General features: G+C 73.4%; 28 protein-coding genes and 1 pseudogene. 8 read left to right on the forward strand and 21 right to left on the reverse strand.

Going from position 1 to position 26,606, the window contains the following annotated elements; translation table 11 throughout:
- Positions 1-6: 6 nt before the first annotated feature.
- The 3 genes and pseudogenes from OOK31_RS11750 to sigE form a co-directional block, all read right to left on the reverse strand.
- Entirely contained in the window at positions 7-1,506 is a 1,500-nt protein-coding gene (locus OOK31_RS11750) for a S1C family serine protease (RefSeq protein ID WP_267012381.1), read from the reverse strand.
- 355 nt (positions 1,507-1,861) lie between these two features.
- Positions 1,862-2,284: pseudogene (locus OOK31_RS11755) on the reverse strand (zf-HC2 domain-containing protein); the annotation flags it as partial.
- Positions 2,281-3,060 carry an RNA polymerase sigma factor SigE gene (sigE, locus tag OOK31_RS11760; protein ID WP_267012382.1) on the reverse strand — a complete coding sequence of 260 codons (780 nt, stop codon included), beginning with the start codon at positions 3,058-3,060 and terminating at the stop codon, positions 2,281-2,283. The gene sigE and the pseudogene OOK31_RS11755, both read right to left, overlap by 4 nt.
- Positions 3,061-3,227: 167 nt before the next feature.
- Here sigE and OOK31_RS11765 point away from each other — a divergent pair, with 167 nt between their 5' ends.
- On the forward strand, positions 3,228-3,890 hold the full coding sequence (locus OOK31_RS11765; protein WP_267012383.1) for an O-methyltransferase: 663 nt from the start codon (positions 3,228-3,230) through the stop codon (positions 3,888-3,890).
- A 465-nt stretch (positions 3,891-4,355) separates the two neighbouring features.
- Here the strand turns inward: OOK31_RS11765 and OOK31_RS11770 are convergent, their stop codons facing one another.
- On the reverse strand, positions 4,356-4,523 hold the full coding sequence (locus tag OOK31_RS11770) for a DUF3117 domain-containing protein (protein WP_003966491.1): 168 nt from the start codon (positions 4,521-4,523) through the stop codon (positions 4,356-4,358).
- Positions 4,524-4,852: 329 nt separating this feature from the next.
- On the opposite strand from OOK31_RS11770, the gene OOK31_RS11775 reads away from it, so the two are divergent.
- Complete coding sequence (locus OOK31_RS11775; RefSeq protein WP_267012384.1) at positions 4,853-5,656, forward strand: enoyl-CoA hydratase/isomerase family protein; 804 nt, start codon at positions 4,853-4,855, stop codon at positions 5,654-5,656.
- Positions 5,657-5,677: 21 nt separating this feature from the next.
- On the opposite strand, the gene OOK31_RS11780 is transcribed toward OOK31_RS11775, so the two are convergent.
- On the reverse strand, positions 5,678-6,262 hold the full coding sequence (locus tag OOK31_RS11780) for a DNA-3-methyladenine glycosylase I (RefSeq protein WP_267012385.1): 585 nt from the start codon (positions 6,260-6,262) through the stop codon (positions 5,678-5,680).
- Entirely contained in the window at positions 6,259-6,615 is a 357-nt protein-coding gene (locus OOK31_RS11785; protein ID WP_267012386.1) for a DivIVA domain-containing protein, read from the reverse strand. Before OOK31_RS11785 ends, OOK31_RS11780 begins: the two co-directional genes overlap by 4 nt.
- A 76-nt stretch (positions 6,616-6,691) precedes the next feature.
- Between OOK31_RS11785 and folP the strand changes: the two genes are divergently transcribed.
- Complete coding sequence (gene folP, locus OOK31_RS11790; RefSeq protein WP_267012387.1) at positions 6,692-7,552, forward strand: dihydropteroate synthase; 861 nt, start codon at positions 6,692-6,694, stop codon at positions 7,550-7,552.
- A gap of 374 nt (positions 7,553-7,926) precedes the next feature.
- Here folP and OOK31_RS11795 read toward each other — a convergent pair whose 3' ends face one another.
- Together OOK31_RS11795 and dapE are read right to left on the reverse strand one after the other, a co-directional pair.
- Positions 7,927-8,685, reverse strand: a complete 759-nt coding sequence (locus OOK31_RS11795) for a TIGR00730 family Rossman fold protein (RefSeq protein ID WP_267012388.1) — start codon at positions 8,683-8,685, stop codon at positions 7,927-7,929.
- A gap of 64 nt (positions 8,686-8,749) precedes the next feature.
- Positions 8,750-9,829, reverse strand: coding sequence for a succinyl-diaminopimelate desuccinylase (gene dapE, locus OOK31_RS11800; protein ID WP_267012389.1), 1,080 nt, complete (start codon positions 9,827-9,829; stop codon positions 8,750-8,752).
- Positions 9,830-9,916: 87 nt separating this feature from the next.
- Between dapE and OOK31_RS11805 the strand changes: the two genes are divergently transcribed.
- Together OOK31_RS11805 and OOK31_RS11810 are read left to right on the forward strand one after the other, a co-directional pair.
- On the forward strand, positions 9,917-10,849 hold the full coding sequence (locus tag OOK31_RS11805) for a hypothetical protein (RefSeq protein ID WP_267012390.1): 933 nt from the start codon (positions 9,917-9,919) through the stop codon (positions 10,847-10,849).
- A 283-nt stretch (positions 10,850-11,132) separates the two neighbouring features.
- Complete coding sequence (locus OOK31_RS11810; RefSeq protein ID WP_267012391.1) at positions 11,133-11,552, forward strand: ATP-binding protein; 420 nt, start codon at positions 11,133-11,135, stop codon at positions 11,550-11,552.
- Between the two features lie 75 nt (positions 11,553-11,627).
- Here the strand turns inward: OOK31_RS11810 and dapC are convergent, their stop codons facing one another.
- Both dapC and fdxA read right to left on the reverse strand, forming a co-directional pair.
- On the reverse strand, positions 11,628-12,725 hold the full coding sequence (gene dapC, locus OOK31_RS11815; protein WP_267012392.1) for a succinyldiaminopimelate transaminase: 1,098 nt from the start codon (positions 12,723-12,725) through the stop codon (positions 11,628-11,630).
- Positions 12,726-12,824: 99 nt separating this feature from the next.
- Positions 12,825-13,154 carry a ferredoxin gene (gene fdxA, locus OOK31_RS11820; RefSeq protein ID WP_267012393.1) on the reverse strand — a complete coding sequence of 110 codons (330 nt, stop codon included), beginning with the start codon at positions 13,152-13,154 and terminating at the stop codon, positions 12,825-12,827.
- 116 nt (positions 13,155-13,270) lie between these two features.
- Between fdxA and OOK31_RS11825 the strand changes: the two genes are divergently transcribed.
- A complete protein-coding gene (locus OOK31_RS11825; protein ID WP_267012394.1) occupies positions 13,271-14,263 on the forward strand; it encodes a GNAT family N-acetyltransferase in 993 nt (330 codons plus the stop codon).
- Positions 14,260-15,060 (forward strand): transglutaminase-like domain-containing protein, encoded by an 801-nt coding sequence (locus tag OOK31_RS11830; RefSeq protein ID WP_267012395.1) that lies wholly within the window; start codon positions 14,260-14,262, stop codon positions 15,058-15,060. The genes OOK31_RS11825 and OOK31_RS11830 overlap by 4 nt, the downstream gene beginning before the upstream one ends.
- Before the next feature lie 216 nt (positions 15,061-15,276).
- Here the strand turns inward: OOK31_RS11830 and OOK31_RS11835 are convergent, their stop codons facing one another.
- From OOK31_RS11835 to OOK31_RS11870, 8 genes are all read right to left on the reverse strand, one after another.
- A complete protein-coding gene (locus OOK31_RS11835; RefSeq protein WP_267012396.1) occupies positions 15,277-15,900 on the reverse strand; it encodes a response regulator transcription factor in 624 nt (207 codons plus the stop codon).
- Positions 15,897-17,012, reverse strand: coding sequence for a sensor histidine kinase (locus OOK31_RS11840; protein WP_267012856.1), 1,116 nt, complete (start codon positions 17,010-17,012; stop codon positions 15,897-15,899). Before OOK31_RS11840 ends, OOK31_RS11835 begins: the two co-directional genes overlap by 4 nt.
- Before the next feature lie 55 nt (positions 17,013-17,067).
- Positions 17,068-17,853: an ABC transporter permease gene (locus OOK31_RS11845; RefSeq protein ID WP_267012397.1), complete on the reverse strand. Its 786-nt coding sequence runs from the start codon at positions 17,851-17,853 to the stop codon at positions 17,068-17,070.
- Positions 17,850-18,827: an ABC transporter ATP-binding protein gene (locus OOK31_RS11850; RefSeq protein ID WP_267012398.1), complete on the reverse strand. Its 978-nt coding sequence runs from the start codon at positions 18,825-18,827 to the stop codon at positions 17,850-17,852. Before OOK31_RS11850 ends, OOK31_RS11845 begins: the two co-directional genes overlap by 4 nt.
- Positions 18,828-19,005: 178 nt before the next feature.
- The gene (locus OOK31_RS11855; RefSeq protein WP_323188207.1) at positions 19,006-20,871 is read right to left on the reverse strand and encodes a hypothetical protein; all 1,866 of its coding nucleotides are present in this window, start codon (positions 20,869-20,871) and stop codon (positions 19,006-19,008) included.
- 359 nt (positions 20,872-21,230) lie between these two features.
- A complete protein-coding gene (locus OOK31_RS11860; RefSeq protein ID WP_267012400.1) occupies positions 21,231-21,614 on the reverse strand; it encodes a DUF6113 family protein in 384 nt (127 codons plus the stop codon).
- Entirely contained in the window at positions 21,611-22,516 is a 906-nt protein-coding gene (mshB, locus tag OOK31_RS11865; RefSeq protein ID WP_267012401.1) for an N-acetyl-1-D-myo-inositol-2-amino-2-deoxy-alpha-D-glucopyranoside deacetylase, read from the reverse strand. The genes OOK31_RS11860 and mshB overlap by 4 nt, the downstream gene beginning before the upstream one ends.
- 22 nt (positions 22,517-22,538) lie before the next feature.
- Positions 22,539-22,733, reverse strand: coding sequence for a hypothetical protein (locus OOK31_RS11870; protein WP_045952243.1), 195 nt, complete (start codon positions 22,731-22,733; stop codon positions 22,539-22,541).
- A 334-nt stretch (positions 22,734-23,067) separates the two neighbouring features.
- Here OOK31_RS11870 and OOK31_RS11875 point away from each other — a divergent pair, with 334 nt between their 5' ends.
- Complete coding sequence (locus OOK31_RS11875) at positions 23,068-23,622, forward strand: DinB family protein (RefSeq protein WP_267012402.1); 555 nt, start codon at positions 23,068-23,070, stop codon at positions 23,620-23,622.
- Here OOK31_RS11875 and OOK31_RS11880 read toward each other — a convergent pair.
- Genes OOK31_RS11880 through OOK31_RS11890 form a run of 3 tightly spaced genes read right to left on the reverse strand, consistent with a single transcriptional unit; the run spans position 23,619 to position 26,580 of the window.
- A complete protein-coding gene (locus OOK31_RS11880; RefSeq protein WP_267012403.1) occupies positions 23,619-24,656 on the reverse strand; it encodes an ABC transporter ATP-binding protein in 1,038 nt (345 codons plus the stop codon). The genes OOK31_RS11875 and OOK31_RS11880 overlap by 4 nt on opposite strands.
- Positions 24,649-25,623 (reverse strand): ABC transporter ATP-binding protein, encoded by a 975-nt coding sequence (locus OOK31_RS11885; protein WP_267012404.1) that lies wholly within the window; start codon positions 25,621-25,623, stop codon positions 24,649-24,651. Before OOK31_RS11885 ends, OOK31_RS11880 begins: the two co-directional genes overlap by 8 nt.
- 15 nt (positions 25,624-25,638) lie before the next feature.
- Positions 25,639-26,580, reverse strand: a complete 942-nt coding sequence (locus OOK31_RS11890) for an ABC transporter permease (RefSeq protein WP_267012857.1) — start codon at positions 26,578-26,580, stop codon at positions 25,639-25,641.
- Positions 26,581-26,606 lie beyond the last annotated feature (26 nt).

The raw sequence follows: 26,606 nt of genomic DNA on the forward strand, positions 1-26,606 counted from the left end.
TTCGTGTCAGGACCCGTCCGCCGAACCGAGTACCACCTCCAGAGTGCGCTCCCTGCCGTCGCGGAGCACCGTCAGGGTGAGGCGGTCCCCGGGGCGGTGGGCCCTGATCTTGATGATCAGCTCGTCCCCGCCGTGCACGCGGACGCCGTCCACCTTGGTGATCACGTCCTCGGCCTTGATCCCGGCGCGGGCGCCCGGCCCGTCCGCGACCACGGAGGCCTTCCCGTCCTCGGCCTTGGCCCCGACGCGGGCTCCGTCGCCCGTGTACTGCATGTCGAGGGTGACTCCGATCACGGGGTGGGTGGCGTGCCCGGAGCGGATCAGTTCCTCGGCGACGCGCTTGCCCTGGTTGACGGGGATGGCGAAACCGAGGCCGATGCTGCCGCTCTGGCGGGCGCCGTCGCCGTCCCCGTCCCCGGCCTTGTCGGCGCCGCGGATCGCGCTGTTGATGCCGATCACGTGGGCCCGGGAGTCCAGGAGGGGGCCGCCGGAGTTGCCCGGGTTGATCGGGGCGTCGGTCTGGAGGGCGTCGACGTAGCTGACGTCGCTGCCGTCGCCCTTGTCGCCGCCGGCGGTGATGGGGCGGCCGGTGGCACTGATGATGCCCGCGGTGACGGTGTTGGACAGGTCGAAGGGCGCCCCGATGGCCACCACCGGGTCGCCGACCTGCACGTTCTCGGAGTTCCCGAGGGCCAGCGGGCGCAGGCCCCGTACGCCGGTGACCTTCACGACGGCCAGGTCGTAGCCGCCGTCGCGGCCCACCAGCTCGGCGGCGACGCTCTCGCCGGTGCTGAAGGTGACCGTGATGTCCTTGGCCTCGGCGACGACGTGGTTGTTCGTCAGGATGTGGCCCTGCTCGTCGAGGACGAAACCGGTTCCGGTGCCGCTACCGCCGCCCCCGCGCACGTGCAGGGTGACCACTCCGGGCAGGGCGGTGGCGGCGATGCCGGCCACGCTGTCGGGGGCCCGGTTCTTGTTCTCGGCGGCGGTCTGCGGAAGCTCCAGGCGGGTGCCGCTGCGGCGCTCGGCGAGGATGCCGAGGTACCCGCCGACCACGCCGGCGAGGAGGGCCACCACCACGCCGTACGCCAGCAGCGGCAACAGGCCGGGGGCCCGGCGCGGCCGGCCCTCGTCGGCGACCTGGAGGGGGCGGTCCGCCCAGGGGTCGTACCGCGGCCCCGGCCCGGGCGGCACGTCGAACACCTCGAAGGTGCCGCCGTCCACGCCGGTCCCGGACTCGGTCCCGGGCGCGCTCCGGCCCTCGGTCCCCGCTCCGCTCCCGGTTTCGGTCCGGGTCCCGTCTTCGGTCCGGGCCTCGGCCTCGGGCCCGGCGTCCCGCTCAGTCCCCGGCCCGGGCTCGGCCCCGGCACCGGTCCGCTGCCCGGCCTCGGTTCCCGCTCCGCTCCCGGCCCCGCCGCCGTCCCCGTCGCCGTTCCGGGAACCGGCCCCGGCGGGGCGGCTCCACCAGGACGGACGAGGCGGATCGGTCTGCTGACTGTCGGACATGGACGCTCCCCGCGGGCCTGTCGCGCCGCAGGCGGCGCATCTGCCGCCGATTCAACCAGGTACCCGGGCCCGGCGGATCCTCCGGGGGACGGAGGCCGCAGGCCCGGGTCCCGGGCCTGCGGTGTCAGCCGTGCCCGCCGGGTCAGCGGGAGAGCGAGACGGGCTGCGCGGTCACCGGGGCGGAGGGGGCGGCCGTCGGGAGCCGGCCCGCCGGTCCGAGGGTGGGCACTCCGCCGGGGCTGGGCAGCCGGTCGCGCACGACCGCGTCGGTCAGCGGCAGCGGCAGCGAGGGACCGGGCCGGGCGGCGGGGGCGTCACCGCGCGCGTTCGGCTCGATCGCGTCCAGCGGCAGCGAACCCCCGAGGGCGATCGCGGCCAGCGACACCGCACCCGCCGCGACGAAGGCGAAGCGGCGCCGGGGACGGCCCACCTCGTGGATGGGGAACCCGGAGCGCGGAGCGGCCCGGACGACCGGGGCGGGGGCGTACCCGAACGTGGCCAGCGGATCGGCGCCCGGCGGCCCGGAAGGCCCCTCGGGGCCGCCCCCGGGCAGCCCCTGCAACCGGGCCAGCAGCCCGGCGGACAACGGCGGCGGGGCACTCTCCACGAACATGCTCTTCAGCCGGCGCTGCGCGTCGGCCTCGGCCTTGCACTTGGCACAGGTCGCCAGGTGCGCCAGCACCCGGTCCCGGGCGTCGTGCTTCAGCTCCCCGTCCACCAGGGCGGCGAGCCGGTCGCCCAGGTGCTGCTCGGCGGGGGACGGACTGGCTCCGCTCACTCGGCTCCGCCCTCTCCCCCGGCGCCCGGAGCGCCCACCGCCACCCCTGCCAGGGCGCGCTGCTCCGCGCGGGCCTCGGGAGACCGGTGCTTGAGCGCCTTGCGCAGGTGCGAACGGCCCCGGTGGATACGGCTGCGTACGGTGCCGAGCTTCACGCCGAGCGTGGCGGCGATCTCCTCGTAGGACAGGCCCTCGATGTCGCACAGGACGACGGCGGCACGGAACTCGGGCGCGAGGGTGTCCAGCGCCTGCTGCACGTCCGCGTCGAAGTGGGTGTCGTGGAGGACCTGCTGGGGCGACGGCTCACGGCTCGGCAGCCGCTCGGCGGCGTCGTCGGCGAGCGCGTCGAAGCGGATCCGCTGCTTGCGGCGCACCATGTCGAGGAACAGGTTCGTGGTGATGCGGTGCAGCCAGCCCTCGAAGGTGCCGGGCGTGTACGTGGACAGCGAGCGGAAGACGCGGACGAAGACCTCCTGCGTCAGGTCCTCGGCGTCGTGCTGGTTGCCCGTCAGGCGGTAGGCCAGACGGTAGACGCGCGCGCTGTGCGTGCTGACGATCTCCTCCCACGTGGGAGGGGTCCACGCCTGGGAGCCCGCGTCGGCGGCAAAGGTCGCGGTGGTCGCGGTGTGGGCGGTGTGGAAGCGGTCAGCAATGTTGGTCACGGATTTCGGCTCACCCGCCGACCAGAAGAGACGTCTCAGGACGCCCCCACGATCCACAGGCGCAGCCGCACCTCCCCTATCGGCTCTGGTGGTGTCCAGTGGAGCCCCTACCATAGCCACCCCTCCCGTCAGCTCTGGATAAGCATTTTTGCAGTAACTTTGCACGGGTCTTGAGTCCCTTGCCGTCGATCTGCCCGGTGCCGTCCCCTCTATCCCGCCTCCACCCCTCCCAACGCCCGGTCCCATCTGCGGGTTCCCGACGTCAGCGGATACAGTCACCGTTGCGCCAACTATGGGGACAGGAGAGGGTCATTAGCGGCAACCGGCAGACGAGCTGGGCGTTCGCCGACGCGTTTGTCGCCGAGGACGACGCTCTGCGATGGGCCCGCGACCGGTCCAGGGAAGCGGGGCTGCGGTCCGTCTCCCCCGGGACCGGGGCCGCGCTGCGTCTGCTCGCCGCCACGGCGGACGCGAAAGCGGTCGCCGAGATCGGCACCGGGACCGGCGTCTCCGGCATCCACCTGCTGCACGGGATGCGGCCGGACGGCGTGCTGACCACGGTGGACCCCGAGGCCGACCGGCAGGCCTTCGCCCGCCAGGCCTTCCGCGCCGCCGGCTTCGCGGGGAACCGCGCGCGGTTCATTCCGGGGCGCGCGCTGGACGTACTGCCGCGGCTCGCCGACGGGGGCTACGACCTCGTCTTCTGCGACGGGGACCCCGCCGAGTCCCTCGACTACCTCGCGGAATCGTTGCGTCTGCTCCGCCCTGGTGGGCTGGTGTGCTTCGAGGGGGTCTTCTCCGACGGACGTACGGTCGACTCGGCCGCGCAGCCGGTGGAGGTCATCCGGGTCCGTGAGCTGCTGCGCAGCGTCCGGGAGAGCCCCGCGCTGGAAGCTGCGCTGCTTCCGGTGGGGGACGGGCTGCTCTGCGCGGTCCGCCGCTAGCCTGTCCGGCTGTCCGGGGGGCCGCTGCGCGGGGCCGTCCCCGCCCCACCCTTCCTCCGTTCCCTGGTGCTCCGCCCCAGACCCCGCTCCTCAAACGCCGGAGGGGCTGGGTGTGGTGCTGGGATGCCCGGAGGGCACCTCCAGCCCCGCCGGCGTTTGAGGCGGGAACGGTGGAAGGGCGGGTAGGGGACCCCGCCCCGCGCAGCGGCAACGGTCCGCAGACGACAGACGGGCAGCGGCCACCAGAACCGGTCCCGCCCCGCCACCGACGGCCGGAGGCCGGCGCAGCGGCGCGAAGCCGGTAAGGCCGCTCGCGGCCGAGCCGTGCGAGCGGCGCGTCAAGGAGCGGCAGCGCGGCAGCGCTGAGCGGCGCGAGGCACGCGTCAAAAATGGGCTGCGCACGCAACACCGCCCCGGGCGCCAGTGGCGGCCGGGGCGGTGCAGAGATCAGGTGGTGCCGACGCTTCAGCCGACGACCTTCTTCAGGGCGTCACCCAGGGCGTCCGCCTCGTCCGGGGTCAGTTCGACGACAAGCCGACCGCCGCCCTCGAGCGGTACGCGCATGACGATGCCCCGCCCCTCCTTGGTGACCTCGAGCGGGCCGTCGCCCGTCCGCGGCTTCATGGCCGCCATGCTCGTTCCCCTTCCTGAAACCAGCTCATCGTCAGCCGACGGCCCCGTTCAGGCGCCTAGTACCCGGCATCGAACACATTGCTTCCCGGCCATTATCCCGCATGTCAGGACCCGATGACCAACATCGGCGGGGAACGCTTGTGCAACGCGCTCGGCCAAAACCACTCATTTCGGGGACCGGCCTGCGATACTTCGCCGCCACTCCCCGCACCCGGCGCCCGTCGCGTTTGACGCACATCACATGCCCGGCCGTCGCCCCGTCCGCCATGCTGACCCTTGGACCGGCCGGTACCGGCCGGTAGCCAAGCCCGCGACGAAGGGGGACCCCCATGGCCGACAGCGTGCTCTACGAAGTCACCGACGGACTCGCCACCATCACGATCAACCGGCCCGACGCGATGAACGCCATGAACACGGAGGCCAAGGTCGCCCTGCGCGACGCGGTCCAGGCGGCGGCAGCCGACACCGCGGTGCGGGCGGTCCTGCTGACGGCGGCCGGCGGCCGGGCGTTCTGCGTGGGCCAGGACCTCAAGGAGCACATCGGGAACCTGGCGGCGGACCGCGAGCACGGTTCCTCCCTCACGATGAGCACCGTCTCCGAGCACTACAACCCGATCGTCCGCGCCCTCACCGAGATGCCCAAGCCGGTGGTGGCGGGCGTGAACGGGGTCGCGGCCGGGGCCGGCTTCGGTTTCGCGCTGGCGGCGGACTTCCGGGTCGTCGCGGACTCGGCGTCCTTCAACACCTCCTTCGCCGGCGTGGCGCTGACCGCCGACTCGGGGGTGTCCTGGACCCTGCCCCGCCTGATCGGTGCCTCGCGCGCCTCGGACCTGCTGCTGTTCCCGCGCTCGCTGAAGGCGCAGGAGGCGTACGAGCTGGGCATCGCGAACCGGGTCGTGCCGGCGGAGTCCCTGCACGCGGAGGCGGAGTCGGTGGCCCGTACCCTCGCCGCGGGCCCCACGGTGGCCTACGCGGCCCTGAAGGAGTCCCTGGCGTACGGGGCGGCCCACTCGCTCTCCGAGGCCCTGGAGCGCGAGGACGAGCTCCAGGCCCGCGCGGGTGCCTCCGAGGACCACGCGATCGCCGTCCAGGCCTTCCTGGCGAAGCAGCCGCCGAAGTACCTGGGGCGCTGAGCGGGACCGGGGGCCGACGGACTACGCCTCGCGGGACACGCAGCCCGCGAGGTGGTCGTTGACCAGGCCGCACGCCTGCATCAGGGCGTAGGCGGTGGTGGGCCCGACGAAGCGGATGCCCGCCTTCTTCAGGGCCTTGGCCAGGGCCGTGGACTCCGGGGTGACCGCCGGGACGTCGGCGGTGGTCCTCGGGGCCCGGCCGGGCTTCTTCGGGGCGTGGGACCAGATCAGCCCGTCGAGCTCGCCCGGTTCCCACCCGGCCAGCACCTTCGCGTTGGCGAGGGTCGCGTCGATCTTGGCGCGGTTGCGGATGATCCCCTCGTCGGCGAGGAGCCGCTCCGCGTCGGCCGGCCCGAACCCGGCGACCGCCGCGATCTCGAAGCCCGCGAAGGCCTTACGGAACCCCTCGCGCCGGCGCAGGATCGTCAGCCAGGACAGCCCGGACTGGAAGGCCTCCAGGCACAGCCGCTCGTAGAGCGCGTCGTCGCCGTGGACCGGGCGGCCCCATTCGGTGTCGTGGTAGGTGACGTAGTCCTCCGTGGAGAGCCCCCACGGGCAGCGCGGCGCGCCGTCCGGTCCGGCCAGCAGCCCGCCGCCCTCGCTCATCCCTGCTCCTTGCCGAGGTCGACGCGGGGGGCGTCCTGGGGGACGGCGTCGCGGGGCTGGGCGGCGGCCGCGGCGGTGAGTTCCTCGATGCGCGCGTCGCGTTCGGCCAGTTCGGCGGCGAGCCGGTCGAGGACGTCGTCGACCTCGGCCATCCGGTAGCCGCGCGGGGCGACGGGGAGCCGCAGGGCGTCGATGTCGGCGCCGACCACCGGCCGGCTCTCCGGGAGGGCGTCGGCCACCCGGTCGGGCTCGGCGTCGGGCAGTACGGCCTCCGAACCTCCGCCGATCACCGCGAGGGTGACCGCGGCCACGACCACGACCAGCGCGATCAGCAAGAACCAGAACACGATCAACTCCCCTGAGAGACTCCGGCCTCCAGGTTAAGGTCGCAGACGAGGCGCGAGGGTCGCCGAAGGAGGAAAGAGCAGGATGCTGCGACTGGGCAGGCGCGAGTTCGACACCCACGAGCCGGTGATCATGGCCATCGTGAACCGGACCCCTGACTCCTTCTACGACCAGGGCGCGACCTTCCGCGACGAGCCCGCGCTGGACCGGGTCGAGCAGGCCGTGGCCGAGGGCGCGGCGATCATCGACATCGGCGGGGTCAAGGCCGGTCCGGGCGAACACGTGGACGCGACCGAGGAGGTCCGGCGCACGGTCGGTTTCGTGGCGGAGGTGCGGCGCCGCCACCCGGACGTGGTGATCAGCGTGGACACCTGGCGGCACGAGGTCGGCGAAGCCGTCTGCGAGGCCGGGGCGGACGTCCTGAACGACGCCTGGGGCGGGGTGGACCCGAAGCTGGCGGAGGTGGCCGCGCGCCACGGCGCGGGCATCGTCTGCACCCACGCGGGCGGGGTCGAGCCGCGCACCCGGCCGCACCGGACCACGTACGAGGACGTGATGGAGGACATCCTGCGCGTCACGGTCGGGCTGGCGGAGCGGGCGGCCGCGCTCGGCGTCCCCCGGGAGTCGATCATGATCGACCCGGGTCACGACTTCGGGAAGAACACCCGCCACTCGCTGGAGGCCACCCGCCGGCTGTCGGAGATGACCGCGACGGGCTGGCCGGTGCTGGTGTCCCTGTCGAACAAGGACTTCGTCGGCGAGACCCTCGACAAGCCGGTCAAGGAGCGCCTGCTGGGCACCCTGGCGACGACGGCCGTCTCGGCGTGGCTGGGCGCGCAGGTCTACCGCGTCCACGAGGTCGCGGAGACGAAGCAGATCCTGGACATGGTGGCCTCGATCCAGGGCCACCGCCCCCCGGCCGTAGCCCGCCGCGGCCTGGCCTGAGGCCCACCGGCCGACGGCCGGAGGCCGGCGCAGCCGCACGAAGCCGGCAAGGCGCCCCGGCGCCGCGCCGCGCGAGAGCGGCGTCGAAGAGAGGCTCCTGGACATGGTGGCCTCGATCCAGGGCCACCGCCCGCCGGCCGTCGCCCGCCGCGGCCTGGCCTGAGGCCCACCGGCCGACGGCCGGAGGCCGGCGCAGCCGCACGAAGCCGGCAAGGCGCCCCGGCGCCGCGCCGCGCGAGAGCGGCGTCGAAGAGAGGCTCCTGGACATGGTGGCCTCGATCCAGGGCCACCGCCCCCCGGCCGTCGCCCGCCGCGGCCTGGCCTGAGGCCGGAACGGGGCCCGGGCGGCCCGGGCCCCGTCGTACCGCTTCCCGCTACTTCCCGGTTTCCTTCGTCACCAGCGCGATGGCCTCGTCCACGTCGTCCGTGACGTGGAAGAGGTAGAGGTCCTTCTCGGAGGCCTTGCCCTGTGCGATGACCGTGTTGCGCAGCCAGTCGATCAGGCCGCCCCAGTACTCCGTGCCGAACAGCACGATCGGGAAGCGGGTGATCTTCTGCGTCTGCACCAGGGTCAGCGCCTCGAACATCTCGTCCAGGGTGCCCAGACCGCCCGGCAGGACCACGAAGCCCTGGCTGTACTTCACGAACATCGTCTTGCGGACGAAGAAGTACCGGAAGTTCAGGCCGAGATCGACGTGCTGGTTGAGCCCCTGCTCGAAGGGGAGCTCGATGCCCAGGCCGACGGAGATCCCGTTGGCCTCGCGCGCCCCCTTGTTGGCGGCCTCCATCGCGCCCGGGCCGCCGCCCGTGATGACGGCGAAGCCGGCGTCGACGAGCGCGTGCCCGATCCGTACGCCCGCCTCGTACTCGGCGGAACCGGCCGGGGTACGGGCCGAGCCGAACACGCTGATCGCGGGCGGCAGCTCCGCCAGGGTGCCGAAGCCCTCGATGAACTCCGACTGGATGCGCAGGACCCTCCAGGGATCGGTGTGCACCCACTCGGAGGGCCCGGCCGAGTCCAGCAGCCGCTGGTCCGTCGTACTGCCCGCCTGCACCTGGCTCCGCCTGCGCAGCACGGGCCCGAGCTGCTGCTCCTCGGGCCGTCGACGAGCCGAACCTTCGGGGTTGCCCATGATGTGCTCCCTCCTGCTGATCGTTGGATCAGGTTAGGCGCACAAAGGTGACGAGAAGCGGAATTCAGGAGGTCAGCCAGGCACGGAGTCGTTCCTCGCAGTGCAGGATGGCCTTCGTCTCCACGCGTTCGTCGACCTTGTGCGCCAGCAGGGCGTCGCCCGGGCCGTAGTTGACCGCCGGGACGCCCAGCGCGCTGAAGCGGGAGACGTCCGTCCAGCCGAACTTGGGCATGGCGTGCCCGCCGACGGCTTCCATGAAGGCGGCGGCGGCCGGGTGGGAGAGGCCGGGGAGGGCGCCGGGCGAGGAGTCGTCGATCACGAACTCGTCGACGCCGCAGTCCGCGAAGACCTCCCGTACGTGGGCGACGGCGTCCTCCACGCTGCGGTCGGGGGCGTAGCGGAAGTTGACCGTCACCGTGCAGGCGTCCGGGATGACGTTGTTGGCGACGCCGCCCTCGACGCGGACCGCGTTGAGGCCCTCGTGGAACTCCAGGCCGTCGATGACGGGCCTGCGCGGTTCGTACGCGGCGAGCTTCGCGAGGATCGGGCTCGCGGCGTGGATGGCGTTGGAGCCCATCCAGCTGCGGGCGGAGTGGGCGCGTTCGCCGCGGGTGCGCAGCAGGACGCGCAGGGTGCCCTGGCAGCCGCCCTCGACCTCGGCGTCGGAGGGTTCGAGGAGGACGGCGAAGTCGCCGGTCAGCCAGTCGGGGTGGGCGGCGGCGACCTTGCCGAGGCCGTTGAGGTCGGCGGCGACCTCTTCCTGGTCGTAGAAGACGAAGGTGAGGTCGCGGTTGGGCGCGGGGACGGTCGCGGCGATGCGCAGCTGTACGGCGACCCCGGACTTCATGTCGGTGGTGCCGCAGCCCCACAGGACGTCGTTCTCGTCGAGGCGCGACGGGACGTTGCCGGCGATGGGCACGGTGTCGAGGTGGCCGGCGAGCACGACGCGCTCGGCGCGGCCGAGGTTCGTGCGGGCGACGACGTTGTTGCCGAGGCGGTCGACGGTCAGGTGCGGGAGGCCGCGCAACGCGTCTTCCACGAGGTCGGCGAGGACCTTCTCGTCGCCGCTCACGGACGGGATGTCGACGAGCCGGGCGGTCAGCTCGGCAGCGTCCAGGGTGAGGTCCAGCTCGGATTCGGACATGGAGCTGACCCTAACGCCCCGGGATGGGCGGGTACCGGGGACGTCCGGCCCATGGACGCGTCATATGACTCAAGTACGGTGGGCCGCGTGTCCGAGACCGATCGCCCCCGTCCTCGCCGCCGCCGGCCCCTCCGTACGGCCGTGGGTCTGGCCGTGCTGCTCACGGTGATCGGTTACGCGGTCGCCCAACTCGATTCCAACGGCGGCGGCGCCCCTTACTGCACGGCGACGGCGAAGGGGGTGGACGGCGGCTCGGCGGACTCGGTCGGGACGTACGAGATGACCCCGGAGCAGGCGGCGAACGCGGCGACGATAGCGGCCGTCGGCATCTCCAAGGGGCTGCCGGACCGGGCCCTGACGATCGCGCTGGCGACGGCGATGCAGGAGTCGGGGCTGCGCAACCTCGACCACGGCGACCGGGACTCGCTGGGCCTGTTCCAGCAGCGGCCCTCGCAGGGCTGGGGCACGCCGCAGCAGATCACGGACCCGGTGTACTCGGCGGGGATCTTCTACGACCGGCTCGTCGAGGTGAAGGGCTACACGCGGCTGCCGCTGACGGTGGCGGCGCAGCGGGTGCAGCTGAGCGGTTTCCCGCAGGCCTACGCGAAGCACGAGCCGGACGCGACGGTCCTGACGGCGGCCTTCGGCGAGAACGGTTCGGGGGCCACGCTGTTCTGCTCGGGCCCGCCCCCCAAGGGCGGCGACCCGGAGCGGATCCGGGCGGAGCTGGCGCGGGACTTCGGCAAGGAGGCTCCCGGCGCGGGCGCGCGGGCCGGCGGTCAGGCGGGCGCGCAGGCCGCCGCGCCGGGCGAGGTGGTCGTCCAGCTGAAGCCGGGCGGCGCCGAGGAGCGGCGCGGCCGGGCGGTGGCGCACTGGGCGGTGGCCCGGTCGCGGGACCTCGGGATCTCCGGGGTGTCGTACGGGCGGTCGGCCTGGACGGCGGGCCAGGACAAGGGCCGGTGGCAGCCGAGGGGCGCGGGGGCGGGTCCGGACGAGGTCCGGATCTCCGTGGCGCGCTGACGCGGTCGCGGGGTCGCGGGCGCGGTCGCCGGGGCGGGGGCGCGGTCGCGCGGGCGCGCGCTTGCGACACCCGTACGAAGGGTCACTCCCGCGGGGGTGGTTCAGGTTCGGCGGGCTCGGGCCGGGGGTGGGGAGAAGCCCTGGTGGGCGGCCGTCCGGTGCGTTTGTCGCGGAAGCCGATTAAACGATGCGTTACTGATCCTTTACCCGGGGGGTCCGCAACTCCACCCACCCCGCGAGCGGTTGTACACGGCGTACTCAGCCGCTACCGCTTAGGAGCAACATGTCCCTCCCCCTGACCCGTCGGATCGCCCGTACCGCGCTGCTCCTGGCCGCCGGTACCGCGCCCGTGGTCGGTGCGGCCGGCGCGGCCGGTGCCGCGGAGCTGCCGCAGCTGGGCTCGCTCGCCGCGCAGGACGCCCCCGACGCCACCGCCGCGGCCGCGGACGTGGCGGGCACCGCCACGCAGGCCCTTCCGGCCGCTGCCCCGGCCACCGAGGTTGCGGGGCAGGCGGGCGGGATGCTGGGCGGGCTGCCGGTGGCCGGGCAGCTGCCCGTGAAGGACCTGCCGACGTCGGACCTGCCGGTGAAGGACCTGCCGACGTCGGACCTGCCCGTGAAGGACCTGCCCGTGAAGGACCTGCCCGTCGGGCAGCTGCCGGTGGGCGCCACCCCGCTGGGCGGTCTGCCGCTGGGCGGCTGATCCGTCCGTACGCGCACCGAGGGGCCGGGAGTACGTACTCCCGGCCCCTCGGGCCGTTCCGGTGCGGGCGGGGCCTCAGCCCAGGCGCTTGACGGCGGCGGCGACCCGCTCGTCGGTGGCGGTGAAGGCGACGCGGACGAAGGTGGCCCCGGCCTCCCCGTAGAAGTCGCCCGGCGCGACCAGGATGCCGAGGGCGGCCAGGTGCGCGACGGTGTCCCAGCAGGGCTCGTCCCGGGTGACCCACAGGTAGAGGCTGGCCTCGCTGTGCTCGACGCGGAAGCCGTGCGCCTGGAGCGCGGTGCGCAGGGCGTCGCGGCGGGCGGCGTAGCGGGCGCGCTGTTCCTCGACGTGGGTGTCGTCGCCGAGGGCGGCCACGACGGCGGCCTGGACGGGGGCGGCGGTCATCATGCCGCCGTGCTTGCGGATCTCCAGCAGCTCACCGAGGACATCGGCGTCGCCCGCGATGAAGGCGGCCCGGTATCCGGCCAGGTTGGAGCGCTTGGAGAGGGAGTGGACGGCGACGATGCCCTCGTAGGAGCCGCCGCAGACCTCGTCGTGCAGGACGGAGACGGGCTCGGCCTCCCAGCCCAGCTCCAGGTAGCACTCGTCGCTGAAGAGCGGGATGCGGTGCTCGCGCGCCCAGGCCACGATCCGGATCAGGTCCTCCTTGGCGAGGACCTTTCCGGTGGGGTTGGACGGGGAGTTGATCCAGAGCAGCTTCACGCGCGCCGGGTCGAGGTCGGTGGTCGGGTCGTCGTAGACCACGGGCTCGGCCCCGCACAGCCGCGCGCCGACCTCGTACGTCGGGTAGGCGAGGCGGGGGTAGGCGACCTGGTCGCCGGCGCCGAGGCCGAGCTGGGTCGGCAGCCAGGCCACCAGTTCCTTGGAGCCGACCACGGGCAGTACGTTGCGGTGGCCCGCGGCGCTCGCGCCGAGGCGGCCGCGCAGCCAGCCGGTGATCGCGTCGCGCAGCGCGACCGTCCCCCACACCGTCGGGTAGCCGGGAGAGTCCGCGGCGCCGGTCAGGGCGTCCTGGATCAGCGCGGGCACCGGGTCCACGGGGGTGCCGACCGACAGGTCGACGATGCCGTCCGCGTGGGCCGCCGCAGTCGCCTTGTACGGCTCCAGCTTGTCCCAGGGGAAGGCGGGAAGACGGTCGGATACTGCGGCCACGGTGGTCTCTGCTCTCTCTGCGCTGGGTGGGTGAAACGGCTCGGTCCCGCGCGGCAGGTGTGCCGTACGGGACCGAGGGGGCGCGTCAGCCGGGTACGGTCAGTGCCCGGCGTTGATGTCGGCCGGCTGCGCGGCGACGAAGGGGTGGTCGCGCTCGATCAGACCGAGCTTGGAGGCACCACCGGGCGAGCCGAGCTCGTCGAAGAACTCGACGTTCGCCTTGTAGTAGTCCTTCCACTCCTCCGGGGTGTCATCCTCGTAGAAGATGGCCTCGACCGGGCAGACCGGCTCACAGGCGCCACAGTCGACACATTCGTCCGGGTGGATGTACAAGGACCGCTGGCCCTCGTAGATGCAGTCGACGGGGCACTCTTCGATGCATGCCTTGTCCTTGACGTCGACACAAGGCTCCGCGATGACGTAGGTCACGCTCTCGTTCCTCCTCGGTAGGGCTGTCCATTCGCGCGGGAGCGCGGCGTCGTCGATGCCCGCACCTAGTATCTCCGTTCCCGGGCACGATCCGAACAGGAGGGGCGGACAGAGCTGTGGAAATCACTGCCGGCGGACTGCTGGAGGTCCGTATCACCCCGGCTGACGTGGGGAAACGAGTGTCTGTACGACGGGTGGAGGCCGGGCGGAGCGGCGGCCCTGCCTTCCTGGACACCGTCGGGGTGCTCACATCCTGGACCTCAGGTGTGCTGACGATCACACGCAAGGACGGCGTGTCCGTCCACATCGCGGAATCCTCGCTGGTCGCGGGCAAGACGGTGCCGCCCGCACCGGCCCGCCGCAGGGGTCCCGCGGCCTCTTTCGAGGAGCTGGCGCGCGTCACGGCACGGGCCTGGCAGCCGCTGGAGAGCGAGCCGCTCGGCGAATGGACGCTGCGGGCCGCCGGCGGGTTCACGCGGCGGGCGAACTCCGTGCTACCGCTCGGCGACCCCGGGATACCCCTGGACGAAGCACTCGCGCGGGTGACCTCCTGGTACGCGGAACGTGACCTTCCGGCGTACGTGCAGGCCGCGACCGGCGCCCTCGGCACGCAGGAGCTGCTCTGCGCCGAGCTGGAACGGCGCGGCTGGACCAACGAGGTGTCCGCGGAGGTCCGTACCGGGGCCCTGGCACCGGTCGGCGACCTCGACGCGGACGTGACGGACGTACGGCTGACCCGCGAGCCCGACGCGCACTGGCTGGAGCGCTACGGCAAGGTCCAGGACCCGGAGCTCGCCCGGCGGATGCTCGTCGAAGGGCCCTCCGTGTGGTTCGCCTCGCTGGACGGCGGCCGGGCGATCGGCCGGTGCGTGGTCGACGGGCGGTGGGCCGGCTTCGCGGCCGTGACCGTGGACCCCGCGCGGCGGCGGCGCGGCCTCGCGAGTGCGGTGATGACGGCGCTCGCGCGGCGCGCCCTCGACGAAGGCGCCTCGGCCGCCTGGCTCCAGGTGGAGACCGACAACCCGGGAGCGCGGGCCCTCTACGACGCAATGGGCTTCGCGACCCACCACTCCTACCACCACTTCCGGGCGGCCGGTGAGGCCAGGTGAGCGCGCGCACGCGGGAGCTGTTCGCGGCGGAGGCCCGCTCGGAGCGGCCGGACCTGGCACGGCTGTGCCTGCTGCTGGCCGCGGAGGCCGACCCGGAACTGGACGACCCGGACGAACGGGTCATGGACCGGGCGCAGATCGAACTGGACCGGCTGGCGGGGATGCTGCCGTACGGGCTGCGCGGCGCGCGGGCGTGGGCCTCGGCGGTCACCGAGCTGCTCGGGGGCCGGGTGGGCTTCCACGGCACCCCCGCCGACTACGACCGGCTGTCGTCCTCGCTGCTGCACGAGGTGCTGCGGCGGCGGCGGGGGCTGCCGATCCTGCTGTCCGTGGTGTGGCTGGAGGTGGCCCGGCGGGCCGGGGCGCCGGTGTACGGGCTCGGGCTGCCGGGGCACTTCGTGGTCGGCTTCGGGGACCCGGAGGAAGGCGTGGTCGCCGACCCGTTCGCGGGCGGGGCCTCGCTCGGCGCCGGTCCTGCGGAGCTGGCGGCGGGGCCGCGGACGCCGGCCCGGACCCTGGACATCGTGCTGCGGATCCTCAACAACATCCGGGCGTGGGCCGCGTCGCGGCCGGAACAGTCCGGGGTCGCGCTGTGGGCGCTGGAGCTGGCGCTGCTGCTGCCGTCGCATCCGGCGGCGCTGCGGTACGAGCGGGCGCGGGTGCTGGTGGAGCGGGGCTCCTTCCAGGAGGGGGCGGTCGAACTGGAGGCGTACGCGCTGGTCATGGACGCCGTGGACACCGAGGCGGCGGCCCGCATCCGGGGCGAGGCCGTCTCCGCTCGCGCGCTGCTCAATTAGTACGCGCCGCCCGGGCGGGGCAGGTTCGGGTGACCGCTGCCCGTGCGTCGTCTGCCGGTGGTGGCCGCTGCGCGGGGCGGGGCCCCCTACCCGCCCTTCCACCGTTCCCTGGGGCTCCGCCCCAGACCCCGCGCCTCAAACTCCCCCAGCTACCGCTGGGAGGTGCCCCCTGGCGAGGCTGGATTTTTCAGCCTCGCCGGCGATCGAGGTGAATGGCTAGAGCCAGCCCTTTTCCCGGGCCGTGCGGACCGCTTCCGTGCGGTTGCGGGCCGCGAGTTTCTGGATGGCCGTCGAGAGGTAGTTGCGGACCGTGCCCTGGGACAGGTGCAGGCGGGCCGCCAGTTCGGCGTTGGTCGCGCCGGACTCCGCCGCCCGCAGGACCTCCCGCTCGCGGTCCGTCAGCGGGTTCGCGCCCTCCGCGAGGGCCGCCGCCGCGAGGGTGGGGTCGATGACCCGTTCCCCCGCCAGGACCTTGCGTACCGCGTCCGCCAGCTGCGCGGCCGGGGCGTCCTTGACCAGGAAGGCGGAGGCGCCCGCCTCCATCGCGCCGCGGAGGTAGCCGGGGCGGCCGAAGGTGGTCAGGATGACGATCTTGAGGGAGGGCAGCGAGGCACGGAGCTGCGCGGCGGCCTCGATGCCCGTCATGCCGGGCATCTCGATGTCCAGGAGGGCGACGTTCACGTCGTGGGCGCGGGCCGCCGCCACGACCTCGTCGCCCCGCGCCACCTGCGCCAGCACCTCGATGTCCGGTTCCAGGCCCAGCAGCGCGGCCAGGGCTTCCCGGACCATCGACTGGTCCTCGGCCAGCAGGATGCGGATGGGCGCGGCGTCGGCGGTCATGAGGGCGATCCTAGGGGGACCCGGGCCAGCAGCCGGAAGCCGGTCCGGCCCGCGGGGCCGGCCGACAGGGAGCCGCCGACCGCCTCCAGGCGTTCGGTCAGGCCGGTGAGGCCGTTGCCGGGGAGGGCGGGGCCGCCGGCGCCGTCGTCGGTGACGGCGAGTTCCAGGACCGGGCCCGCCAGGGTCTGGGCGTTCGTCAGGGTGACCGTGCAGCGTTTCGCGCCGCTGTGGCGGACCACGTTGGTGACGGCCTCCCGCAGGGACCAGGCCAGGGCCGACTCCGCGGCCTCCGGGACGTCCTCGGGGGCTTCGGCCGGGAGGTCGGCGGCGACCCCGGCCGCCGTCAGGGCGGTCCGCGCGCCGGCCAGCTCGCCGGGCAGGGTGGGCCGGCGGTAGCCGCTCACGGCCTCCCGTACGTCGACCAGCGCCTGCCGGCTGACCTGCTCGATGTCCGCGACCTGCTGGGCGGCCCGGTCGGGGTGCTCGGGCAGCATCCGGCCCGCCAGCTCGCTCTTGAGCGTGATCAGCGACAGCGAGTGGCCCAGCAGGTCGTGCAGGTCGCGGGCCATGCGCAGGCGCTCCTCGTTCGCGGCGAGCTCCGCGACCGTGGCCCGCGCCTGGCGCAGTTCCACGGTGGTGCGGATCATCTGGCGGACACCGACCATCGCGAAGCCGCCCATCAGGGCCGGGACGAGCAGCCCCACCAGGTAGAGGTCGCCCTCGGGTACCGCGTAGGCGGTGGCCGTCAGCAGCAGGGTGGTGCCGGGCACCGTCCAGCGGGAGATCTCCGCGGGCAGGGCGGCGCCGGAGGCGATGGCCACGTAGACGAAGAGCACGAGCCATTCGCGGCCCAGGGTCAGCGACAGGACGGTGGCCTGGGCGGCGAGCACGCCCAGGGAGGCCAGGACCCGCCACACCACCATCTGCCGGGCGGTGCGGATGACCAGGATCAGGTACCAGACGACGAAGGCCAGCAGGCCCAGCGCGCCCAGCAGCCGGACTCCGGTGCTGTGTCCGCCGCGGATCAGGTCGATGACGGGGGCGCTGAGGTAGAAGAGCCAGATGCAGGTCCACAGGATCCGCACCACCTTGTGGCCGCCGCTCTCGCGCAGCGGGCCGAGCGGGCTCCGGCCCCCGGCGTCCTGTTTCTCGGTCAGCGCCACGGGTTCACGCCTTCAGGGAGTCCTTGCGGTACAGCCAGGCGGCCGCACCGGTGAACAGTACGAAGTACACGGCGAGGATCGCCACGTCCTTCAGCTGCGGCGCGCCTCCCAGCTCGATGGCCTGGCCGAGGCCGGCGTAGGCGTGGGTGGGGAGGTACTCGCAGATGTTCTGGAGCCACTGGGGGAAGTTCGCGGTGGGCATCCACAGGCCGCCGAGGATGGAGAGGCCGAAGTAGAAGAGCATCGTGATCGGGCGGACGGTGTCCCCGCTCGCGAGGTAGCCGATGGCCACGCCGAGCGCGGCGAAGACCAGGCTGCCGGCCCAGATGGCGCCGGTCAGGGCGAGCCACTGCCAGGCCTCGAACCGTACGCCCTTGGCCCCGGCCGCGACCGCGAAGACGACGAGGATCGCGGGCAGGGACAGCACGCCGGCGCTGGCGGTCTTGGCGAGGACGTAGCCGTGTCCGGGCAGGGCGGTCAGCCGCAGCTGGCGCACCCAGCCCTTCTCGCGTTCCTTGGCGATGCGTTCGCTGTTGCCCATCAGGACGGCGGTCAGGGCGCCGAAGGAGGCCATGGCGACCATGTAGAAGGCGGGCATGGCCAGTTCGGTGCCCTGCACCTTCGTGGTGCCGTCCAGGGTGCCGCCGAGCATCAGGAACAGGGCGGCCGGGTAGAGGACGGTGAAGAACAGGTACTTCTTGTTGCGGCGGGCGCGGCCGATCTCCAGCTTGACCAGCTGGTACGTGCCGGCGTTTGCCGACCGCGTGCTCATCGTGCTCTGCGTGCTCATCGGGACGTCTCCTCTGCCTCGGTGAGGGCGATGAAGGCCTGCTCCAGGCCGAGGCCCGCGACCTCCAGGTTCCGGGGGTACACGCCGAGCGCGTACAGGGCGTGGACGGTGGCGTCGGCGTCGCTCGACTGGAGCTTGACGGTGGCGCCGTGCCGTTCGAAGGCGGTGAGGGCGGGCAGGGCGCGCAGCACCGTCTCGTCGACGGGGCCGTCGAGGTCGACGGGGTCGAGGTCGAAGGCGATCTTGCGGGCGCCGGCCTTGGCCTTGATCTCGGCGGCGGTGCCGTCGGCGAGGAGCCGGCCCTTGTTCAGGACCAGGACCCGGTCGGCGATGGCGTCCGCCTCTTCGAGGTAGTGGGTGGCGAACAGGACCGTACGGCCCTGGGCGGCCTGTTCCCGCATGGTGGCCCAGAAGGCCTGGCGGGAGGTGACGTCCATGCCGGTGGTGGGTTCGTCGAGGACAATCAGGTCGCACCGTCCGGCGGTGGCGAGGGCGAAGCGGACGCGCTGCTCCTGGCCGCCGGAGAGCTTGTTGACCGTGCGGCCGGCGATGTCGGCGACCCCGGCGCGGTGCAGGACCTCCTCGACCGGGTACGGGCGGGGGTGCAGGGCGCAGCCGAGGGTGACGAGTTCGCGTACGGTCACCTCCTCCATCAGGCCGCCGCTCTGGAGCATGGCGCCGACCCGGCCGGCCGCGATGGCCTCGCGGGGGGTGGTGCCGAAGAGGCTGACGCTGCCGGAGTCGGCGGGGCGCAGGCCGAGGAGCAGGTCGAGGGTGGAGGACTTGCCGGCGCCGTTGGGGCCGAGCAGTGCGACGGTCTCGCCGGGGTGGAGTTCGAGGGAGAGGCCGTCCACGGCGCGTACCTGGCCGTAGCTCTTGGTCACGTTGCGGAAGCTCACCACGGGGCCGCTGTCGGTACCGGATCCGGTTCCGGGGCCCGGGGCGGCGGGGTGTGCCGCGGTCGTCGTCGTCATGGCCCAAGGTTCGCCCGTACGGGGGTGGGCGCGGCAGTGTCGGCCGTCGTGGGTGCGGGATGACAGATGTCATGCGGCGGGCGTGACAGGGCGGGGCGGGGCCGCGCGGGCCCGGGTGCGGCGCAGCCCCTCGCCGGGGTCCGGGGAGGGGCTGCGGGCGGGCTGACGGACGCGGGTGTCAGCTCGCGTTGGTGTCGATGGTGACGATCCGTTCGGCGGGGGTCTTGCCGACGAGGGCCTTGCCGAGGGCGCCCGCGACGTCCTGCGGGGTGACGGGCGTCTTGGCGCCGGTGCCGCGGGTGATCAGGACCCCGTCGAAGGCGTTGCCGTAGGTGGCCTTCAGGGCCTCCAGGTCGTACTTCTCGACGAGCTTGCCGTCGATGGCCTGCATGCTGAGGATCTTGGGCAGGGACTTGCTGCCGAAGGGCAGGGACTTGCCGCCGGCCTTGACGGTGGCGGGTGAGGACATCGCCGGTTCGGCGAACTCCTTCATCGCCCGGTCCAGTTCCGCCTGGGTGACGGTGGGTTCCTTGGTGGCGGTGGGGAGTTCGACGGCGGGGGCCTTGCCGCTGGCGACGAGCTCGCGGAAGGCCTTGGTGACCTGGTCGATGGAGCCGTCGACGTCGAGGCTGGTGCCGGCCTTGCCGGGGACGGCGACGGCCTTGCCGGTGTCGAACTTGACGGTGCCCTCGGTGGCCGAGCCGGCGGTGCCGGCCAGTTCCTGGAGGGCGACCCGCAGCTTCTCCTCGTCGACCGGCATGACGGCGAGGGCCGTGCGCTCGACGCCGAAGAGGGAGCCGATGACGGTGACGGGGTTGTAGTCGCTGCCCGCCGCGTTGCGGACGGTGGTCTGGCTGTCGAGGGTGAGGCCGGCCTTGTCGGGCTTCAGCTCGACCTGCTTGCCGCCGACGGTGAGCGGGAGGGGGGCCGCGGCGCGGGTGCCGAAGGCGTCCTGGAGCTTGGTGACGGCGTCGTCGCGGCTGCCGCTGATGTCCACGCCGAGGACCTTGGTGCCCTTGGGCACGTCGGAGTGGTTCATGAGCAGGCCGGCGCCGTAGGCCAGGCCGGCGAGGGCGAAGATGCCGCCGCCGAGGAGGACCAGCTTGGAGCGGCCCTTCTTCGCGGACTTGGCGGGTTTGGCCGCCTTGCCGGACTTTCCTGCCTTGGCGCCCTTGGCCTGCTTGGAGCCCTTGCCCGCGGGGGCGGGCGGCGGCACGGGGAGGGGCCGGGGCGGCTTCGGGGCCTGCGGGCCGGGCGGGGGTACGGCCATCGGGCCGCCCGGTACGGACGGGGCCTCGGGGCCGGGCCAGCGCGCGGGTTCTTCGGCGCCCACGGGTACGGTGCCCAGCGCGGGTCCGCCGGTCGGCCCGGCGGGCGCGGCGAAGGCGTCGGCGAAGGCCGGGTCGGGGTAGCCGCTCTCGGGGAAGGCCGGGAAGGCCTCCGTGGCGGGGCCGTTGTCGTACTCGGCGTAGCCCGGGGCCCGGCCGCCGCCGGGGGGCGCTCCGACACCGGGGCCGCCGAGGACGCCGCCGACGGGCGGGGGCGCGAAGCCGGCGCCGGTGCCGTGGGCGCCGGGGGCCTGCGGGTGGCCCGGGGCGACGGGGGGCGCGAAGCCGGCTCCGCTGCCCGGGGCGGGCGCGGAGGGGGCGCGCGGCGCGGGCGGCGCCGAGGAGCCGTAGCCCGCGCTGGGCGGGGCGGGGGCGGACGGGGCCGGCGGCGGGGTCGCCTTGCGGGGGGCGAACCAGTTGCCGGCGGGTTCCTCCGCGGCGGGCGCCGGGGCCGCGGGCGGCTGGGCCGCGGAGGGCCGCGCGGGCAGGGCCGCCCGCGCGGAGGCCGGCGCCGGGGCGGGGGCCGGGGCGGACCCGGCCGGGGCGGCCGGCGCGACCTGACCCGGGGGGGAGCCTTCGGCGGCGTCCTTCACGGCTTTGCGTACGACCACGGGCGGGATCGGCCGCGAACCCGGGATGTTGATCCGGATCCGGGTCGTCAGGGTGGTCTCGGTCTTCGGCCCGTCGGTTTCGGGCGTGGACGGGTTCGAGGTCACAGGGTTCTCCTCCGGGGCGGTCGCCGCGCCGGGACCGGGGGGCACGGCCGGGGACGAGGACTGGCCGGTTCCGTACGGCGGCGTACCCGAGGGGTACGCGGCGCCCCCGTGCCCGTGGGGCCCGGGGGACGAACTGTCAGTTTCACGACTCAAGGCAGGTTCTCCCGGTTGGCTCCGCCGCCCGTCGTATCCGTGCGCGGGCAGCTCGGCGGCCCGTCCACCATACTGGCCGCCGCCCGGGCGCAACTGTCCCCTGGGAATCCCGGGTTCCTCTTGACCCTCCGCGCGCGCGGCCCGGAGGGTCCGTCAAACCCCCGCAACCCGTCCCTGATCGGGGAGGAGCGGAGTTCGGCGGGGCTTCAGCCCCGGGGGCGCGAGGCCGAAACGGACCCCTCCACGGGCCCGCGCATCGTGGCGCAGATCACAGCGGCCGCGCTACCGCCCAAAAGGTATGTCCACATACCGATTCCGGACGAACCGAGCAGGAAGTCGCCTTCGGGGCGCGGGACTCCGAGCAGCACGTACGAGAGGAACCAGCCGGCCGCCGCCACGCCCACTCCGAGCCCCGTCCCGATGATGATGCGGGCGCCGAGGAAGAGGCCGAGGAGGGCCAGCAGCGCGAGCAGCAGCCCGGCCGGGAACCACAGGTCGAGGACGAGCCAGCCGGCCGCGCCGGTGAGGGCGCCGAGGACCAGCAGGCCGAGCAGGGCGGCGATCCGCCCGGGGGTGAGCGCCGTGGTCATGCCCGCACCCCCGCGAAGAGGTCCCGCTCGCGGGTGCCGGCCGGGGCTCCCGGTTCGCCCGCGGCCAACTCGTAGTACTCGCGGGCGAAGAGCGGCTGGGCCAGGTCGTTGGAGAGGGCGAAGAAGGGGCCGTCCACGGCGATCTGGGTGGCGTGGGCGCGCATGGCGGCGGCCTTGGCGGCCGCGAGGGCGGTGCCGTCGCCGTCGTCGCCGATCTCGGCGGTGATCCGCTCGTCGGCGACCACGCCGGGTACGTCGTCGGGACTGGCGAGGCCGGGGAAGGGGAGGGTGGCGCCGGCCGCGCGGAGCCGCTCGAAGCCCGCTTCGACCACCGAGCGCGGGACCCGGTTCCAGTAGATCTTCCCGATGGCGTGCGGGGCGCCGAGCTCGGGGCGCCAGGCGGGGTCGGCGGCCAGTTCGGCGCCGCGCATGGCGACCCGGTGGGCCTGGATGTGGTCGGGGTGCCCGTAGCCGCCGTCGGGGTCGTAGGTGACCAGGACCTGCGGCCGCAGCTCGCGGATCACCTCGACGAGGTGCCCGGCGGCCTCGTCCACGTCGGCGGACCAGAAGGCGCCGGGGCGGGTGTTCTGCGGGGCGCCCATCATCCCGGAGTCGCGGAAGCGGCCGGGGCCGCCGAGGAAGCGGTGGTCGCCGACCCCGAGTTCCTTCATGGCGGCGGCGAGCTCGCCGACCCGGAAGGGGCCGAGCGTGTCGTCGCGGTCGGGGGCGAGGTGCGCGAGCTCGGCGGGGATGACCTCACCCTCCTCGCCGAGGGTGCAGGTCACCAGCGCGACGTGGGCGCCCTCGGCCGCGTACTTGGCCATGGTGACGCCGTTGTTGATCGACTCGTCGTCCGGGTGCGCGTGCACGAGGAGCAGACGACGGGCGGGAAGACCGTTCATGGGGCCCAGCCTAGGTCGTCACCTACAGCTTGAGGCCACTGATCATGCTCGCCACGTTGGACGTCAGCTGGCTGAGGGTCGGCGCGACCGTCGAGCTGGCCAGGTAGAACCCGAGCAGTACGCAGACGAACGCGTGCCCCGCCTTCAGTCCCGACCTCCGGACCAGAAGGAAGACGACGATCGCCAGCAGCACCACGGCCGAGATCGAGAGTGCCACGGCGTTTCACCTCCACGTCGAGCGGACATCGGTATGCGTACTCGTGCTCGGCGGAGTCATACCCACCGTGCGCTACGGATCATAACTATCCGTACCAGCGCATCGATCGAATTCCGGCAGCACGAGGGGCGCACTGCGCGCACACCCGGGGGCACGGACGGGCCGGCCGGGAGGGGCGCGCGCCTCCCCGGCCGGTTGTCGACACCCGTACGACCGCACCGAACCCGGGGCGCCGCCGCAGATCTCGGGGCAGAATCGGTCAAGTCGCCTCCCTGTCAGGCGCGTTACCGTGAACGGAGCACGATCGGGACCTGGAGCACGGGGGTGGCTTGAAATGATCGACCGACAGGGGCTGGCGCGGCGGATGTTCGGCGCGGCGCACGAGGAACTCACGGCCCTGGCCCGGTCCGCGGACCCCGCCGACCTCGGCCGGGTCCCGCTGCCCGGCGCCAACAGCCCGGCCTGGCTGCTGTGGCACGTCGCGCGCGGGGAGGACCGGAACCTGTCCGAGATCGCGGGCCTCCCCCAGCTCTACGTCGACCAGGGCTGGGCTGCGCGTTTCGGCCGCCCGGCGGATCCCCGCGACACCGGCTACGGCCACACGCCCGCGCAGGCCGCCGCCTTCACCGGAACCTCGGCGCCCGGGGTCCAGCCGCTGCTGGGCTACCTGGAGGCCGTGCTGGAGCTGCGCGTGGAGGCGTACCTGGCCTCGGCCCCGGACGGGGACGGGGCGCGCACGGCCCCGAGCCCGACCCTGGGCACGGCCGAGACGGTCGAGGCCCGCCTCGCGGGGCAACTGGCGGACTCCCTGGCCCACCTGGGCCAGCTGGGCCTGCTGCTCGGCGCCCCGGCCGGCCCGGAAGGCCCGCAAGGCCCGCAAGGCTCCTAGGGCGTCTCCGGGGGCGGTGGCGGCACCACCTGCTTCTCGGCCGCGAAGTGGCAGGCCGAGGGGTGGGCGGCCGGGCCCGACGGGAAGACCTTCGGGACCGCGAGCAGCGGGACCTCCGAGGCGCAGCGGGACTCCGCCTTCCAGCAGCGGGTGCGGAAGGGGCAGCCCGAGGGCGGGTTGGCCGGGGAGGGGACGTCGCCGGAGAGGATGATCCGCTCCCGGTGGGCGCGGGCCTCCGGGTCCGGGACGGGCACGGCGGAGAGCAGGGCCTGGGTGTACGGGTGGGTGGGGTGCTCGTAGATCTGGGTGTCGGTGCCGATCTCGACGATGCGGCCGAGGTACATGACGCCGACCCGGTCGGAGATGTGCCGGACGATCGAGAGGTCGTGCGCGATGAACACGTAGGAGAGGCTGAACTCGTCCTGGAGCCGCGCCAGGAGGTTGACGACCTGGGCCTGGACGGAGACGTCGAGGGCGGAGACGGGCTCGTCGGCGACGATGATCTCGGGTCGGAGGGCGAGGCCCCGGGCGATGCCGATGCGCTGGCGCTGGCCGCCGGAGAACTGGTGCGGGTAGCGGTTGATGTACTCGGGGTTGAGCCCGACGACGTCGAGGAGGTCCTGGACCTTGCGGCGGCGGTCGCCCTTGGGGGCCACCTCGGGGTGGATCTCGTAGGGCTCGCCGATGATGTCGCCGACCGTCATGCGCGGGTTCAGCGAGGTGTACGGGTCCTGGAAGACCATCTGGATGTTGCGGCGTACGGCCTTCAGGGCGCGGCCGGAGAGTTTGGTGAGGTCCTCGCCCTTGTAGGAGATCGAGCCGGCCGTGGGGCGTTCGAGGTTGACCAGCATCCTGGCGACGGTGGACTTGCCGCAGCCGGACTCCCCCACGATGCCGAGGGTCTCGCCGGCGCCGAGGCCGAAGGAGACGCCGTCGACCGCCTTGACCGCGCCGACCTGCTTCTTGAAGAGGATGCCCTGGGTCAGCGGGTAGTGCTTGACCAGGTCGCGGACCTCCAGGATGGGTTCAGGCACCGAGGCACTCCTTCCAGAAGAAGCAGGCGCTGGAGCGGTCCGGGCCGACCTCCGCGAGCGGCGGGACCTCGGCCCGGCAGACGGCGCGGGCCATCGGGCAGCGGGGGTTGAAGGCGCAGCCGGGCGGGATGGCGAGGAGGTTGGGCGGCAGGCCCTTGATGGCGTACAGCTCCTGGCCCTTCTGGTCCAGGCGCGGGATGGAGTCGAGCAGGCCGCGGGTGTAGGGGTGGGCGGGTGCCTTGTAGAGCGAGTGGACGGGGGCGGTCTCGACGATCCGGCCCGCGTACATGACGGCGATCTTGTCGGCGACGTCGGCGACGACGCCGAGGTCGTGGGTGATGAGGATGAGGCCCATGTTGAGTTCGCGCTGGAGCTCGGCGAGCAGGTCCATGACCTGGGCCTGGACGGTGACGTCGAGGGCGGTCGTGGGCTCGTCGGCGATGATCAGGGAGGGTTCCAGGGCCAGCGCCATGGCGATCATGATGCGCTGGCGCATGCCGCCGGAGAACTGGTGCGGGTAGTCGCCGACGCGTTCCTTCGCGGCGGGGATCTTCACCCGGTCCATCAGCTCGACGGCCTTGGCGCGGGCGTCCTTGCGGGACATGCCGCGGTGCACCTCGTACATCTCGCCGAGCTGGGCGCCGACGCTGAGCACGGGGTTGAGGGAGGAGAGGGCGTCCTGGAAGATCATGGCCATCTCGGCCCCGCGGATCTTGCGGCGTTCCTCCTCCTTCATCTTCAGCAGGTCCTTGCCCTTGAAGAGGATCTCGCCGCCCGCGATCCGGCCGGGCGGGGTGTCGAGGATCCCCATCACGGCCTGGGCGGTGACGGACTTGCCGGAGCCGGACTCGCCGAGGACGGCGAGCGTCTCGCCCTCGTCGACCGAGTAGTCGACGCCGTTGACGGCCTTGGCCACGCCGTCGCGGGTCTTGAACTCCACGTGCAGGTCGCGGACTTCGAGCAGCATCTGGCGGCTCACTCCTCAGCGCAGCTTGGGGTCGAGGGCGTCGCGCACCGCGTCGCCGAGCATGATGAAGGCGAGCACGGTCAGGCTCAGGGCCCCCGCCGGGTAGACCAGCATGTGCGGGGCGTTGCGGATCTGGGAGGCGGCGTTGGAGATGTCGATGCCCCAGGAGACGGTGGGCGGGCGCAGGCCCACGCCGAGGAAGGACAGGGTGGCTTCCAGGGCGATGTAGGTGCCGAGCGCGATGGTGGCGACGACGATGACGGGGGCGACGGCGTTGGGCGCGACGTGCCGCAGCATCATGCGGGCGTTGCCGGCGCCGAGGGCGCGGGCGGCCTGGACGTAGTCGTTCTGTTTGGCGGTGATGACGGAGCCGCGGGCGATGCGGGCGATCTGCGGCCAGCCGAGGAGCACGATGAAGCCGACGACGGGCCAGACGGTGGTGCTGGTGACCACGGACAGGAAGACCAGGCCGCCGAGGACGACGGGGATGCCGAAGAAGATGTCGGCGACCCGGGAGAGCAGGGCGTCGCCCCAGCCGCCGAAGAAGCCGGCGAGGCCGCCGAGCGCGGAGCCGAGGAGGGCGGCGCCGAGGGTGGCGCAGACACCGACGGTGATGGAGGCGCGGGCGCCGTAGACGGTGCGGGTGTAGACGTCGCAGCCCTGGGTGTCGTAGCCGAAGGGGTGGCCGGGCTGGGAGCCCTGCTGGGACTTGGACAGGTCGCAGTGCAGGGGGTCGCCGCTCGCGATGAGCTGGGGCCAGATCGAGATGACCACGAGGAAGAGGATCATCAGGGAGGAGACGATGAAGACGGGGTTGCGGCGCAGCTGGTGCCAGGCGTCGGACCAGAGGGACCTGGCCTTCTCCCTGGGGCCGGTGTCGGGTCCGGGGACCTTCTCCAGGCTCTCGGCCTCCTCCAGGGCCAGATCCATGACCCCTCCCTGGCCGGTGGGCGACATCGCCTCGTGCGGGCGGGGGCCCACGG

The sequence above is a fragment of the Streptomyces sp. NBC_00249 genome, from assembly GCF_026342355.1.
In the GTDB taxonomy this organism is placed as follows: domain Bacteria; phylum Actinomycetota; class Actinomycetes; order Streptomycetales; family Streptomycetaceae; genus Streptomyces.